This window comes from Halobellus captivus (genome assembly GCF_003697845.1).
Lineage (GTDB): Archaea > Halobacteriota > Halobacteria > Halobacteriales > Haloferacaceae > Halorubrum > Halorubrum glutamatedens.
In genome coordinates this window covers 143,888-156,487 of the sequence record NZ_RDQE01000009.1, presented here as the reverse complement: position 1 = coordinate 156,487, position 12,600 = coordinate 143,888, and the positions used below count along the sequence as shown (strand labels likewise).

Genomic DNA, 12,600 nt, shown 5'->3' with positions numbered 1-12,600 from the left:
GAGAGGACGGGTAAGCCTAAAGACGGCGCTCGCCCAACCTCGGCCGATGGAGGAGTCGGTGGTGGCGGATTTCGTCGGCCGGATACACACGTCCGACGTCGAGAGCGACGATCCGGTCCGCGGACGGGTGCTGTTGAGCCAGCGCAGACTGGTGCTCGCGACGGCGGACGTGCGGACGACGGTTCCGCTCTCGCGAGTGTTCGACGTGGTGGTCGGAACCGTTCCCGGGGACCTCCAGTCGTTCTTCAGCGACAGCGTGACCGTCGCGTACGAGCGCGGCGGGAGGCGATCGACCGCTCTCGTGGAGGGCGAGTCGGACGACATGGAGCGGTTCACCCGCGTGCTGTTCAAGACACTGTTGCGGGACGTGACGGTGACCGTCCGACACCCGGCGAAGGTCGGCGGCCGGGTCACGGACGCGATCGATCGGACGGCGAAGGTGTCGCTGTCGCCCGGCGTGATCGGCTTCGTCGGAGCCGACGACTCGTTCTCGGTGGACCTCTCGACGGTCATCGACTACGACCGAACCGACCGGACGCTCGCTGGGGAACGGCGACCGGCGCTCGTCTTCCGACACGTCCCGGAGAACCGGACCGTCACGTCGATCGTCACGGTCCCCGACGAGCGGACCCTCAACGTGCTCGGCCGGTACCTCAGACTCGAGTACGAGGAGGTCCGGACCGAAGTCGAGAAGCTCGACCCGACCGGGGACGAACTGGAGGTTCTCGTATCCATCTACTCCGCCGGCGGCGAGGCGTCGGTCTCCCAGGTCGTCACCGGCGACGCCACGCGAACGTCGATGATCCTCGATTCGCTCCGGGAATCCGAACTCGTCGTCGACGGCGAGACGGGCGCGACGCTGACCCGAAAGGGACGGATGGTCGTCACGACGTACCTCGAGTCGGTCAATTCCTGACCGGTTGACCGCTCGCGGAACGACCCACGGCCTCACCGGGTGGTCCGTTGTCTCGCGATTCGACCCATAAGTATTTCCCACGCAGCGGCGACGTATATCGTCACATGGACGCGTCGCGCTCGGACGGCCGGATCCCGGTCCCGTTCGAACGGGACGCCCCGATCCCGATCGCGCTCGGCGTCTCCGGCGGGCTCCTCCTCCTCGTCGGAGCGGTGCTGGCTGCCGCCGCGATCCGTGACGGCGGGTCCCTCCTGATCGCGGTCCTCGACATCGTCTTCTTCTGGATCCCGGGGTTCTCCTTCGTCTACGCCGGCTACTGGCTGCCGCGCTCCGACCTCCCCGACCGCTCTCACCCGCGGATCGTCGCGTGGACGGGAGGTGGCGTCATCGTGATGTACGGGTTCATCGCGCTCCGTGACCTCCACCCGGCGGTCACCGTCGAGTGGTCGATCGGGACCCAGGCGATCGGGCTGACGCTCGGCTCCGTGATCGGACTCGTGATGGGTATTCAGCGAGCCAAAGCGACGGTCCGGACGGCCACGCTCGAGGAACGAACCCGCGAACTCGAGGCGAACGAACGCGAACTCGAGCGCCAGAACGCCCAGTTGGAGCGGTTCGCGAGCGTCGTCTCACACGACCTCCGGAACCCGCTCTCCGTCGCGCGTGGAAACCTCGAGCTGGCCCGTGACGACTGTGAATCCGACCGGCTCGAGGCGGTCGACGACGCTCACGCCCGGATGGAGGCGCTCATCGACGACCTGTTGACGCTCGCGCGTCAGGGCGAGTCGGTCGAATCGATGCAGACGGTCGGGCTCGCCGAGGTAAGTCGGCTCTGCTGGAGGCAGGTATCGACCGGGGACGCGACCCTCTCGGTCGAGGACGCGCCGCCGATCGTGGCCGACCGGGACCGACTCAGACAGCTCCTCGAGAACCTGTTCAGGAACGCAATCGAACACGGCGCCGTCGACGGTTCGTCCGTCGCGATCCGCGTCGGCATCCTCGACGACGGCGAGGGCTTCTACGTCGCCGACGACGGCCCCGGGATCCCCGATGGCGAACGCGACCGCGTCTTCGAGAGCGGCTACTCGACCGCCGACTCGGGGACGGGGTTCGGACTCGCGATCGTCGCCGAGATCGCCGGCGCGCACGGCTGGGAGGTCCGCGCCGTCGAGGGCGCCGACGGCGGTGCCCGCATCGAGGTCACCGGCGTCGAGTTCGCGTGAGTCGACGGGAGCCGCACGAGGCGTGGTCGCTCCGGGACGGGTGACGGGATCGCCGCCCTTGAAACGCCCGCGTCCCGTCGAGCGGATATGGACCGGATATACGCCCCCTGGCGGATCGAGTGGGTCGAACGCGACGCGGACCCGATCGAGGGCTGCCCGTTCTGCGTCCTGCCGGAGCGCGCGGACGCCCGGGAGGCCCGCGTCGTCGCACGAAGCGACCACAACTACGTCCTGTTGAACAACGCGCCGTACAACCCCGGACACGCGATGGTGATCCCCGACGCCCACGTCGAGGACTGGACCGACCTCGACGGCGAGACGATGCTGGATCACGCCCGGCTGAAGGCGGCGACGCTCGCGGCCTCGCGCCGTGGGATCGATCCGGACGGCTTCAACACCGGGCTCAACCTCGGCGGCGGGGCCGCCGGCGGCTCGATCGACCACCTCCACACCCACGTCGTTCCACGGTGGGGCGGCGACACCAACTTCATGCCGGTCGTCGGCGACACGAAGGTGATCGTCGAGGCGGTCGACCGGAGCTACGAACACCTCCACGAGGGGTTCGCCGCGGACGACGACGTCGTCGATCCCGGCGACCTCGAGACTGGCGAGGCGGTTCGGCTCTCCTTCGATCCGGCGTGATCGGCCGGCGGTTCACCCGTCGATTCGGCCATCGATTCGCCCGTCGACTCGGTTGTTGCTTCGACCGTCGGTTCACTCCCCGCCGAGTTTCGTCTCGCCGACCGCGTCGTGACCCTCGATGACCGCCGTGCCGCCCATGTACGGCCGGAGCGGCTCGGGGACGGTCACCGTACCGTCGTCGTTCTGGTAGTACTCCAGGATCGCGACGACGATCCGCGGGACCGCGAGCCCGGAGCCGTTGAGCGTGTGAAGGTGCTCGGCGGACTCGTGGTGCTCCTCGCGGAAGCGGATCCCGGCGCGGCGCGCCTGGAAGTCCTCGAAGTTCGAGACCGAGGAGACCTCCAGCCAGCGGCCGCCCTCGGCGGGACCCTCCTCCATGTCGTCGGCGGGAGCCCACACCTCGAGGTCGTACTTCTTCGCCTGCGTGAACCCGAGGTCGCCGGTACACATCTCCAACACCCGGTAGGGGAGTTCGAGCCGACGGAGCACCTCCTCGGCCTCGTCGACGAGCCCCTCGAAGCGCTCGTAGCTCTCCTCCGGTCGCACGAAGTTCACCATCTCCACCTTGTTGAACTGGTGGACGCGGACGATCCCGCGCGTCTCCGTGCCGTGTTCGCCCGCCTCCTGTCGGAAGTTCGGCGTGTACGCCTGGTACTTCAGGGGCAGGTCCTCGCCCAGCAGTATCTCCTCGCGGTGGAGGTTCGTGACGGGGACCTCCGCGGTCGGGAGCAGCCAGAGGTCCTCGTCGTCGTACGCCTCCTCGTTTCGTCCCTCGAGCCGGTAGGCGTCCTCGGTGAACTTGGGGAACTGTCCGGTGCCCCGCATCGACGCGGAGTTGACCGGGATCGGGGGGAACACGTCGGTGTACCCCTGCTCGCGGTGGACCTCGAGCATGAACTGGATCAGCGCGTGCTCCAGGCGCGCGCCGTCGCCCTTCGCGACGTAGAAGCCGCCCCCGGCGACCTTCGCGCCGCGCTCGAAGTCGAGTATCTCCAGGTCCTCGCCCAGGTCGTAGTGGGGTTCGACCGACTCGGGGAGCTCTCGCGGGTCGTCGAACCCCTCCCGGCGCACCTCCTCGTTCTCGGAATCGTCCTCGCCGACCGGCACCGACTCGTGGGGGATCTGCGGCAGCTCGAGCAGCGACTCCTCGAGTTCGGTCTCCAGCGTTTCGGCGCGCTCTTCGACCTCCTGGAGCTCCGATTTGAGCTCTCCGGACCGTTCGATGGCCTCCTGGGCCGCCTCCTCCTCGCCGTCGGCCTTGAGATCGCCGATCCGCGAGGAGACCTGGTTGCGCTCGTGACGCAGGTCGTCGCCGCGTCGCTTGAGCTCGCGCCACTCCTCGTCGACCTCGAGTATCCGGTCGAGGTCCACGTCGACGCCCTTGTTCTCGAGCGCCTCGCGGACCGTCTCGGGGTTCTCCCGGACGAACTGTCGGGAAAGCATTTACGGGCCGTTCCGCGGGACGGCCCAAAACCGTATCGGAGCGCCGGCGTCCCGACGCGACTTCCCCGTCCGACTAGATGAACTCGGACGGGCGCGGTCCGTTCGTGACGTGGACCTCGAACGGCTGCGTGCCGACGTCGTCCCGCTCGACGAGGTGCCAGTACGTCTCGGCCAGCTCGTCGGGGTCGAGGAACGTCTCCTCCTCGCGGTCCGGCTGCCGCTCGCGGACCTCCGGCGAGTCGATCTGCCCGTCGATGACGACGTGCGCGACGTGAACTCCCTCCGGGCCGAACTCCTGGGCGATGTCCATCGCCATCCCGCGGGCGGCGAACTTCGCGGCCGTGAACCCGATCGCCCCGCCGCGGCTCCGCACCGCGGACGTCGCGCCGGTGAACAGCACGGTCCCGCCGCCCGTCCCGAGCATGTCGGAGACGGCCTCCCGCGAACAGACGAACGCGCCGCGTCCGTTGACCGCCCACGCCTCCTCGAACTCCTCGACGGTCGTGTCGAGGAGCCCCGTCCAGGAGGCCGCGCTCGCGTGGTTGACGAGGACGTCCACCGGGCCGAACGCCTCACGGACCGCGTCGAACCCGTCCCGGATCGCGTCGACGTCGGTGAGATCGACCGGGACCGCGAGTCCCTCGCCCGGCTCCGGAAGGTCGGCCGCGAGCTCCTCGATGTACCCCGCGGATCGAGCGAACAACGCGACCCGACACCCCTCGGCGGCGAACCGCCGTGCGATCGACGCTCCGAGCCCCGGACCGACGCCGGCGACGACGACTGTGCGCGTCATGGGTGCGCGTACGGGCCGGCGGCTCAAAAGTACGATCCGCCGTTCGACGGACGCTCCGCCCGAGCCCCCGGTTCGACGAACGATTCGACCGTTCTTCGGCCGGGCGTTCGTCGGCCGAACCCTCGTTCCTCGGCCGGGCGTTCCGAGGCCCAAACGGTTTTTTCGGTCCGGCGAGTCGCTTCGAGCATGACCGTTACCGGGGCTGAATATCTGGCCGACGCGTTGGAGAGGTACGGCGTGGAACACGTCTTCGGGAACCCCGGAACGACGGAGCTTCCGACCGTTCAGGCGGTCGCCGACAGCTCGATCGAGTACGTCCTCGCCCTCCACGAGGACGTCGCGACCGGGATGGCGGCCGGCTACGCGACGGCGCGACGATACCACTCGCACCACGACGACTCGGTGAACCCGCTCGGCGTCACGAACCTCCACGTCGCGCCGGGGCTCGCACACGGTATCGGAAACGTCATCGGCGCGGCCTTCTCCGGTTCGCCGCTTCTCGTCACCGCCGGCAACTACAGCACGGACTTCCAACACGAGGAACCCATCCTCCACGGCGACCTCGAGGCGCTCGTCGACCAGTACACGAAGTGGAGCGCGTCGGTCCCGTCGGTCGAGGCGCTCCCGGCGATGCTGCGCCGGGCGGTCAGGCAGGCGCTCACCCCGCCGACCGGTCCCGTCTTCCTCGAGCTACCGGTCGACGTGATGACGGACGAGACCGACGTCGACGTCCAGCGTCTCGGTCCGATCCCCGACGCGGGCCGGGGCGATCCCGACGCCGTCGCGGCCGCGGCGCGGCTCGTGGCGGCGGCCGACGAGCCCGTGATGGTGATCGGCGACGAGGTCGCCCGGTCGGGCGCCGACGCGGTACGGGCCGCCGTCGACTTCGCGGAGGCGGCCGGCGTCCGGGTCCACGGCGAGTTCATCACCGCGGAGTCGAACTTCCCGACCGACCACGACCTGTGGGGCGGGGCGGTTCCGGGGACCGAGCCCGGGTTCGTCGAGACCGTCGACGGCGACACGGTCGTCTTCGTCGGCTGCGGATCGGCGACGACGTCGCTCGCGCACGACGAGGAGCTCCTCCCGGACGCGACGATCGTTCAGATCGGCCCGAACGGCTGGGAGCTCGGGAAGAACTGGCCCGCGGACGCGTCGGTGCTCGGCGACCCGGAACACGTGTTCCGCGAGCTCACGGAACTCGTCTCCGGCGAGCTCTCCGGGAGCGAGCGCGACGCGAGGCTCGAACGGGCCCGCGAGCGGGTCGCCGAGTTCCGCGAGGCCCGACGCCCCGCCGATCCCGACCCGGACGATCCCCGGGCCTCCAAGGGCCAGCTCGGGGAGGCGATGGCGGAAGCGGCCTCGGACGCGCTCATCGTCAACGAGGGAGTCACGTCCGGACGCTCCGTCCAGTACAACGTCCCGCTCGGCCCCGAACAGTGGATCGGGAACAAGAGCGGCGGGCTCGGCTACGGGCTCCCCGCGGCGATCGGAGCCGCCATCGCCGAGCGCGAGCGTCCCGATCCCCGCGACGTCGTCGCGTTCATCGGCGACGGCTCGTACTTCTACTACCCGCAGGCGATATACTCGGCCGTGCGACACGACGTGGGGCTCACCACGGTCGTCGCCGACAACCGTAACTACCGGATCCTGAAGGACAACACGCTCCGAGTGCTCGGCGGCGAGGAGCGGGACCACGACTTCACCGCGATGGACTTCGAGCCGCCGATGGACATCCCCGCCAACGCGGAGAGCTACGGTGCGACGGGCAAACTCGTCGACGACCCCGAGGCGATCGCGGACGCCATCACGGAGGCTCGAGGGCGGGACGGGCCGACGGTCCTCGACGTCGCGATCCACGACTGAGGACCGACTCGCGGTCGAATCCGATCCACGATCGGGACCCGACCCGCAGCTCGGTTCGCCGGCCGCTGGATTTAGTTGCCCCTTCGACGAGTGGACGACATGGTCACCATCGACCCCGAGCGGTTCAGGGAGACGTTCGAACGGTACTCCGAGATCGGCCGCACCGAGAACGACGGCCTCCACCGGCTGGCGCTCTCCGAGGAGGACCGGGAGGTACGCGACCTGTTCGTCTCGGACCTGGAGGACCTCGGGCTCGACGTCCGGATCGACGGGATCGGAAACACCTTCGGACGCGCGGAGGGGACCGACCCCGACGCCGAGCCGGTGTTGATCGCGTCACACCTCGACTCACAGCCGTACGGCGGCCGGTTCGACGGCCAGCTCGGCGTCCTCTCCGCGCTGGAGACGCTCCGCGCGTTCGACGACGAGGGCGTCGAGCATCGCCGACCGATCGAGATCGTGAACTGGACCAACGAGGAGGGTTCGCGGTTCAAGCCGGCGCTGATGGGAAGCGGGGCGTTCACCGGCGAACTCGACCTCGAGGAGGTGCTCGGCCACGCGGACGCCGACGGCGTGACGGTCGCCGAGGCGCTCGACGAGATCGGCTACCGGGGCGACGAGCCGGTCGGCCCCCGCGAGGAGTACCACTCGTCGCTGGAGCTCCACGTCGAACAGGGGCCGAAACTCGAGGAGGAGGGGCTCTCGGTCGGCATCGTCGAGGGCGTGTTCGGGATGGCGTGGCTGGAGGTGACGGTCCACGGCGACGCCGACCACGCCGGTCCCTCCCCGATGTACTCCCGGAAGGACGCGCTGGTCGCGGCCGCGGACGTCGTCACGGCGGTCCGGCGGCTGTCGAACCGCTTCGCCGACGACGTGGTCACGACCGTCGGGGAACTCGAGGTGGAGCCGAACTCCATCAACGTCATCCCCTCGGAGGCCCGCTTCACCGTCGACGTGCGCAGCTACGACGACGCGGTCGTCGCCGAACTCGTCGAGGCGGTCGAACGCGAGGTCGCGACCGCCTGCGAGCGCGAGGGCGTCGAGTACGACCTCGAGGAGATCTGGCGGATCCCGCACACCGAGTTCTCCCCGACCGTCGCCGAGACGGCACTTTCCGCCGCCGACGCGGTCGACGCGTCCCACCGCGCGATGGTGAGCGGGGCCGGCCACGACGCGAGCTACGTGAACGAGATAACGGACACCGCCATGCTGTTCGTGCCGAGCGTCGACGGGAAGACCCACAACGAGGTCGAGTTCACGGAGTGGGCCGACGCCGTCGAGGGCGCACGCGTGTACGCCGAGACGGTGAGACGACTGGCGGACGCGGAGTGAACCTGAGGCGGCCGGTGAACGCGGCGTGAATCAACCGCCGCTCAGAGCGCGATCAATCCCACGCCGATCACCGCGAGCAGCGCCGCGATCAGGCGGACGCGGAAGTAGCGCTCCCCGAGCAGGACGCCCCCGAGAACGACCGCGACGATCGCCTGGGTGTTGATCACCGGCGAGGCGATGCTGGCGGGCAACAGCGCGAACGCGAGCGTCGTGACGTGCTCGCCGACCGCGACGATCCCGCCCGCGGCGGCCAGCTTCGGGAGGTCCGCACGGACCCCCGTGGGTGGGTGACGAACAGCGCTCGGCAACAGGACGAGCGCGACGCCGATCAGGAGGAGCGGAACCCACAGCGTCCCGGGGAGCGCGAGCTCCTGGAGCGCGACGCGTTTGCCCAGGTCGCTCACGGCGTAACACATCGCGCTCACCAGCGCGAGCTGGGCCGGTCGCGACGCGGCCGCCTTGCGGAACGGCTCGAGCAGTCCGCCCGGCTCGTAGTTGGCGACGTACACCGCGAACGTCGCGACCAGGACGCCGAGGACCTGAACCGGACGCAACACCTCCCCGAGGAGCAGCACCTCGAGCGGGAGGACGAACATCGGCACGACCTTGTTTATCGGCGCCACGTACGAGACCTGTCCCTCCGCGATCGCCCGCAGGAAGAGGACGAACGCGAGCGCGGTCGCCGCGACGGTGAGCGCGACGATCCCGATCTCGGCGGCCCCGAACTCGCCGAGCGCGGAGAGGGAGCTCCCGCGGTCGGCGAGGGTGAGCGGGGCGTACCAAACTAGCGCGAACGCGTTGATACAGACGGTGAGCGCGGCCGCGGAGTAGCCCTCGAACCAGTGTTTCAGGACGAACAGGTAGACGCCCCAGACGACGGCGGCGACGACCGCGAACCCGAGACCGAGATCCATCGCTCGCCCGGACGACCGGCCGGTGCAAGAGGCGTTCGATCGGGCGACGGACGGGACGACCCGGCCGAGCGGAACCTTTTTCCGAGTCGTCGGTTCCCGTTATCGCATGGCCGAGCCCTCCATCCACGAGTCGCGAACGAACCCGTACGACATCTCGACGATCGATCTCTCCGACGACCGCTACGAGGTCAAACAGTCCGCCGTCCGGAACAAGTACGCCGTCCGCGACGGCGCCGGAAACGTCGTTCTCCGCGGGAAACAGAAGATGTTCAAGATGAAAGAGGAGTTCCCGTTCGTCACCGGCGACGGCGCGGACGCGTTCACGGTCAAGGCGGGCGGGATCCTGGACGTCGCGGGGAACTACGCGATCGTCGACGCGGGTACCGGCGAGGAGGTCGTCGTCCTCGACGAGGACTTCTCGCTTTTCGTCGAGAACTGGACGATCCGTGACCCCGAGACTGGGACGCCGCTGGCGACGATCCGATCGAAGAACAAACTCCTCTCGGCACTTCGACACCTCGTCTCAGTCGCCAACCTCGTCCCGAACAAGTACGAGATATTCGACGCCGACGGCGACCACGTCGGCGACATCGAGGGGAAGTTCTCGCTCCGGGACGCCTACACGGTCAGCATCGACGACGCCGGCGACGTGCCGAGGGAGGCGGTGATCGCCGCCGCGTGCGTCCTCGACGCGCTCGAGAACCAGTGACACACGACGCCGACGCTCGCACCCCGGATCCTCCGGGACGGTACCGTCCCGGAGGATCCGAAATCTGTTATGGGTGGTGGTGGTATCGCCGGTAGAATGGACGTCCGCGAAGACGAGCTGCGGGAGACGATCCGGGAACTGGTTTCATTCGAGAGCTATCCGGGCGAGGAGGCCGAGGTTCAAGCCTGGTTCCGCGAGCACCTCGCGGACCTCGGATTCGAGACGTACGAGTGGGAACCCGATCCGGCCGTCCTGGAGGCGAACCCCTCGTTCCCGCCGGTCGAGACGCTCGATCTGGAGGACCGACCGAGCGTCGGGGGCGTCCTGGAGCTCGGCGACCCCGACGCCGGGCCGACGGTCGTGTTGGGCGGCCACCTCGACGTGGTCCCGGTCGACGAGGGCTCCTGGACGGTGGACCCCTTCGACCCCCGCTGGGAGGACGGTCGCCTCTACGGCCGCGGGTCGCTCGACATGAAGTCGGGAGTCGCCGCCTGCGTCTTCGCCGCGCTCGCGGTCGAGGCGCACGCGGACGAGCTCGGCCTCGACGGCCGGATCGTCGTCGAGGGCGTCGCCGGCGAGGAGGAGGGCGGGATCGGCGCGGCGACCGCCGCCGGAAAGAATCCGTATCCCTTCGAATGCGACGCGGCGATCATCGCCGAACCGACCGACTTCGCGCTCGTCGTCGCCGCCGAGGGGAGCCTGATGAAGCGGCTCGAGGTCTTCGGTAAATCGGCGCACGCCGCACGGACCTGGGAGGGAGAGTCGGTGCTGCCGCATTTCGAGCGGATCCGCCACGCCTTCGAGGACCTCGAGCGCGAGCGCGCCGAGCGCGTCGCCCATCCCCTCTACGCGGCGTACGACAACCCGTGGCCGATCAACTTCGGCACCGTCGAGGCGGGCGGCTGGGCCTCATCCGTTCCCGCCCACCTCACCTCGGAGATCCGGATCGGCGTCGCCCCACAGGAGACGGTCGCCGAGGTCGAAGCCGAGTATCAGAAGCGGCTCGACGAGGTCGTCGCCGAAAGCGAGTGGCTGACCGAACACCCGCCCACGTTCGAGCGCTTCTCCGTTCAGTTCGAGGGGTCGGAAGTGGACCCGGACGAGCCCGTCGTCGAACGCGTGGCCGAGGCCGCGACCGCCAACGGGATCGAGGAGCCCGCGTACGAGGGGTTCACCGCGGGCACCGACGCCCGCCACTACCTCGAGGCGGGGATCCCGACCGTCGTCTTCGGGCCCGGGTCCGTCGACCTCGCACACCAACCCGACGAGCACGTCGAGTGGGAGGACGTCCGGCTCGCGTCCGAGATCATCGCCGACGCGACCGCCTCGACGCTCGAGTCGTACTGAGCTCGCGGTCTGCCGACGGATCAACGCTTAAGCGATCCCTCCGCCAACCCGCCTCCGTGAACTCGAAATCGAAGTCCCGACTGGTCGAGTTGCGTCGCGACCTCCACGAGCGTCCGGAGATCGGCTGGCGCGAGTTCTACACCACCGGACGGATCGTCGAGGAACTGGAGGCGATCGGTCCCGACGAGCTGTACGTCGGTCGCGAGATCCACCGCGAGGAGCGGCTCCGGCCGCCGACGGACGAGCAGCTGGCGAGCGCACGCGAGCGGGCCCGCGAGACCGGCGTCGACGAGGGCCTACTCTCGAAGGTCGAGGACGGCTACACCGGCGCGCTGGCGGTTCTCCGGAAGGGAGAGGGTCCGACGGTCCTCCTCCGCGTCGACATCGACGGCCTCCCCCAGTCGGAGTCGGACGGCCCCGACCACCAGCCGGCGGCCGAGGGGTTCCGATCGCGCTACGAGAAGCGTATGCACGCCTGTGGCCACGACGCACACGCCGCCATCGGCGTCGGCGTCCTCGAGGCGGTGAAGGAGAGCGACTTCGAGGGGACGTTCAAGGTGCTGTTCCAACCCGCCGAGGAGCTGGGCGCGGGCGCGGCGAGCGTCGTCGGCAGCGGCCATGTCGAGGACGTCGACTCGCTCCTTGCCGTCCACGTCGGTCTCGACGTGGAGACCGGAGTCGTGATCCCCGGCATCGAGTCGTTTCTCGCGATCAACGGCTTCGAGGCGACGTTCGAGGGGGCTCCGGCTCACGCCGGCAACAGCCCGCAGGAGGGCGCACACGCCATCCAGGCCATGTCGACCGCGGTCGGGAACCTCCACGCGATACCTCGCCACGCCGACGGCGCGACCCGAGTCAACGTGGGGCGCGTCGAGGGCGGGACGGCGACGAACATCGTGCCCGAGTCGGCCTCCCTCGAGGGGGAGGTCCGGGGGACGACGACCGAACTCCGGGAGTACCTCGAGGAGCACGCCGTTCGCGTGCTCGAGAGCGCGGCCGAGCTCCACGACTGCGAGGTCGACGTGGCGTTCCGCGACGGGGCTCCGAGCGCCGAGTGTGACGACGCGCTCGTCGACGCCGTCTCCGCGGCCGCCGCGGGACACGACGCAACCGTCACGCCCGACGAGGGCGACGCGCTCGGCGGCAGCGAGGACGCGACGCGGCTGATGCGGGCGGTCCAGCGGAACGGCGGCGACGCGACCTACGTCGGCTTCGGCGCGAGCAACCCCACCGGCCACCACACCGCGACGTTCGACGTCGACGAGGCGGTCATCCCCCTCGCGGTCGACGTGCTGACCGACGCGGTCCGATCGGTGGCGACGGCGGAGTAATGGGTTCCCTCTCCGCTACTTGGTCCGTCCAGTCGAAGCGCTTATCGACATCGATTGAGAGGGCATAGCAAGGTGTATCCATGAGAT

General features: G+C 69.4%; 11 protein-coding genes. 8 read left to right on the top strand and 3 right to left on the bottom strand.

The window, feature by feature from the left end; translation table 11 throughout:
* Positions 1-46 precede the first annotated feature (46 nt).
* From EAO78_RS11920 to EAO78_RS11910, 3 genes are all read left to right on the top strand, one after another.
* Positions 47-916, top strand: a complete 870-nt coding sequence (locus EAO78_RS11920; protein WP_122106057.1) for a CheF family chemotaxis protein — start codon at positions 47-49, stop codon at positions 914-916.
* Positions 917-1,020: 104 nt separating this feature from the next.
* On the top strand, positions 1,021-2,139 hold the full coding sequence (locus tag EAO78_RS11915; RefSeq protein WP_122106056.1) for a sensor histidine kinase: 1,119 nt from the start codon (positions 1,021-1,023) through the stop codon (positions 2,137-2,139).
* A gap of 87 nt (positions 2,140-2,226) precedes the next feature.
* On the top strand, positions 2,227-2,781 hold the full coding sequence (locus tag EAO78_RS11910) for an HIT family protein (protein ID WP_122106055.1): 555 nt from the start codon (positions 2,227-2,229) through the stop codon (positions 2,779-2,781).
* 72 nt (positions 2,782-2,853) lie between these two features.
* Here the strand turns inward: EAO78_RS11910 and serS are convergent, their stop codons facing one another.
* Positions 2,854-4,224, bottom strand: a complete 1,371-nt coding sequence (gene serS / locus EAO78_RS11905; RefSeq protein WP_122106054.1) for a serine--tRNA ligase — start codon at positions 4,222-4,224, stop codon at positions 2,854-2,856.
* 73 nt (positions 4,225-4,297) lie between these two features.
* Complete coding sequence (locus tag EAO78_RS11900; RefSeq protein ID WP_122106053.1) at positions 4,298-5,017, bottom strand: SDR family NAD(P)-dependent oxidoreductase; 720 nt, start codon at positions 5,015-5,017, stop codon at positions 4,298-4,300.
* Between the two features lie 186 nt (positions 5,018-5,203).
* Between EAO78_RS11900 and EAO78_RS11895 the strand changes: the two genes are divergently transcribed.
* Both EAO78_RS11895 and EAO78_RS11890 read left to right on the top strand, forming a co-directional pair.
* Positions 5,204-6,880, top strand: coding sequence for a thiamine pyrophosphate-binding protein (locus tag EAO78_RS11895; protein ID WP_122106052.1), 1,677 nt, complete (start codon positions 5,204-5,206; stop codon positions 6,878-6,880).
* Between the two features lie 99 nt (positions 6,881-6,979).
* Complete coding sequence (locus tag EAO78_RS11890; RefSeq protein ID WP_122106051.1) at positions 6,980-8,212, top strand: Zn-dependent hydrolase; 1,233 nt, start codon at positions 6,980-6,982, stop codon at positions 8,210-8,212.
* A gap of 41 nt (positions 8,213-8,253) precedes the next feature.
* Here EAO78_RS11890 and EAO78_RS11885 read toward each other — a convergent pair whose 3' ends face one another.
* Complete coding sequence (locus EAO78_RS11885) at positions 8,254-9,126, bottom strand: EamA family transporter (protein ID WP_122106050.1); 873 nt, start codon at positions 9,124-9,126, stop codon at positions 8,254-8,256.
* A gap of 106 nt (positions 9,127-9,232) precedes the next feature.
* Here EAO78_RS11885 and EAO78_RS11880 point away from each other — a divergent pair, with 106 nt between their 5' ends.
* From EAO78_RS11880 to EAO78_RS11870, 3 genes are all read left to right on the top strand, one after another.
* Positions 9,233-9,835, top strand: a complete 603-nt coding sequence (locus EAO78_RS11880) for an LURP-one-related/scramblase family protein (protein ID WP_122106049.1) — start codon at positions 9,233-9,235, stop codon at positions 9,833-9,835.
* A gap of 96 nt (positions 9,836-9,931) precedes the next feature.
* The gene (locus EAO78_RS11875; protein ID WP_122106048.1) at positions 9,932-11,182 is read left to right on the top strand and encodes an ArgE/DapE family deacylase; all 1,251 of its coding nucleotides are present in this window, start codon (positions 9,932-9,934) and stop codon (positions 11,180-11,182) included.
* Between the two features lie 56 nt (positions 11,183-11,238).
* On the top strand, positions 11,239-12,513 hold the full coding sequence (locus EAO78_RS11870) for an amidohydrolase (RefSeq protein WP_122106047.1): 1,275 nt from the start codon (positions 11,239-11,241) through the stop codon (positions 12,511-12,513).
* The last annotated feature ends 87 nt before the right edge of the window (positions 12,514-12,600 follow it).